The sequence below is a fragment of the uncultured Algibacter sp. genome (assembly GCF_947487605.1).
GTDB lineage: Bacteria > Bacteroidota > Bacteroidia > Flavobacteriales > Flavobacteriaceae > Algibacter_D.
Genome location: NZ_CANKXK010000034.1, coordinates 1 through 1,622, shown reverse-complemented (window position 1 = coordinate 1,622; position 1,622 = coordinate 1). Strand labels below are relative to the sequence as shown.

The window sequence follows — 1,622 nt, the reverse complement described above, 5'->3', positions numbered from 1 at the left end:
TAAAACACCAAATATGGTATATAAATTATCAGCGTAAATTCAATTTTAACCTGTAGCCATATTTCAGGACTAGACATTAAAACCAATCATACAATAATGAGAACAATTCTAATACTCTTACTAATATTTTTGACTTCTTGCCAACAAGAATTATCCGATGAAAAAATAAGAAAATCAAACCTTGAATTAACTTCTCGTTATTTCAATGAAGTATACAATCAAAATAATATTGACTTAATTGATGAGTTGTTTGTTGAAAATTATGAACATACATCAACGGAAGGAAGAAAATTTAATAGTCGGGACGAATTAAAATCTGCCGTTAATAGAATTGAATCTCTTTTACCAAATTTAAAACTTGAAATTGTAGAGGCATTAGCTGATAAAGAAAAAGTTATTTTCTTGATTGGAATGGAATCTGATTTACCAAAAATGGCTAGTTCAACTACCAAGGCTAATAAAACTGATTTTAACGAAACGTTTATCTTTTGGGTTAAGGATAATAAAATATATAAAGGCAGGTCAATTGGGGCGCATTTACCTTTTATAAAACAAGTTTCTGGATTTGAAGGAGGGTTAATGGCATTGATTAAAGAGCTATCGGAAAAACAAGATTCATTGGCAACGGAAAAATAAACAGCTGCTAACAATGGCTATAATTCATTGCGGTTGAATTCCTAATCGGAATTCAACGCTTATTTGCTATCTTTCGGCTACGGCGGAAAGAATCCTGCCGATTTTTCCGCAACGAAATTATAGCCGAGACCGTTGTGCTTAATTTGGCGCAATGTTTGTTAGAATAATAGAATGACAAAAACAATTTCATTTTTATTTCTTTTTGCACTTTGCTTTACTGCAATCGGACAAAATAATTCAATAAAACAGTCTGATTTAATTGGATGTTGGAAATATTTTCCTGAAGAAAGTAAGTTTTACCCTGATATGACTGTTTACAGACCTTGTGATTATGAATCTTTTCCTTCAAAAAGAGTTATTAGAGGTAGATTTAAAATGAATTTCAGCGCTAATGGAAAATGCAGTTATCTGAAAATCGGAGCGACTGACATAAATACAATGAAACCCGGAAAATGGACATTGGATGCTTCAACTAACGAGTTGGAAATATTTGATTTAGAAATGAATTCGATTAGAAAATATAAAATCATAAGATTGGAAAGAAGGCTACTCGGAATCAAAAAAAACTAAGCACAACAATGGATAAAGAAAAGAGCAAATGGATTAATTCATTAGAAAAATTCAATTTAAAAGGTTTAAAGCTTTATGCTGGCTCTAAAGAATTTGAAAGTCAATTTGCAATAAGTTTTGACATAAAAGCTTTACCGAATTATATTGCAATTGACAGTAAAGGAAATATTATTTCTGTTTCCTCTTCTATTAATGATTTTCAAAAAATAGTAAAGAATAAACTATTAGAAAAATAAATACAGCACATAACAAAGTATAAAATTAATGCTTGGGTCTGTGCTTAATCCAGCGATTAGTCCTGTTTTGTTGCATCTGATTTTCCTGCGGAAAATCCTCGCGCACAAAACCGCACTAATCTTATACATAAACGTTGTGAGCCATTAACAGCAACTTAACATTAACAAAAATGAAAATAA

3 protein-coding genes are annotated in these 1,622 nt (G+C 30.6%); all 3 read left to right on the top strand.

The window, feature by feature from the left end:
* The first annotated feature begins 96 nt into the window (after positions 1–96).
* Positions 97–636, top strand: a complete 540-nt coding sequence (locus Q0739_RS14765) for a nuclear transport factor 2 family protein (RefSeq protein WP_298239507.1) — start codon at positions 97–99, stop codon at positions 634–636.
* 171 nt (positions 637–807) lie between these two features.
* Positions 808–1,206 carry a hypothetical protein gene (locus Q0739_RS14760; protein ID WP_298239506.1) on the top strand — a complete coding sequence of 133 codons (399 nt, stop codon included), beginning with the start codon at positions 808–810 and terminating at the stop codon, positions 1,204–1,206.
* An 8-nt stretch (positions 1,207–1,214) separates the two neighbouring features.
* Positions 1,215–1,442, top strand: coding sequence for a hypothetical protein (locus Q0739_RS14755; protein WP_298239505.1), 228 nt, complete (start codon positions 1,215–1,217; stop codon positions 1,440–1,442).
* The last annotated feature ends 180 nt before the right edge of the window (positions 1,443–1,622 follow it).

Excerpts from the sequence above, each read along its gene's own strand:
- Q0739_RS14755 (WP_298239505.1), top strand. The coding sequence starts at position 1,215 with ATGGATAAAGAAAAGAGCAAATGGATTAATTCATTAGAAAAATTCAAT.
- Q0739_RS14760 (WP_298239506.1), top strand. The coding sequence starts at position 808 with ATGACAAAAACAATTTCATTTTTATTTCTTTTTGCACTTTGCTTTACT.
- Q0739_RS14765 (WP_298239507.1), top strand. The coding sequence starts at position 97 with ATGAGAACAATTCTAATACTCTTACTAATATTTTTGACTTCTTGCCAA.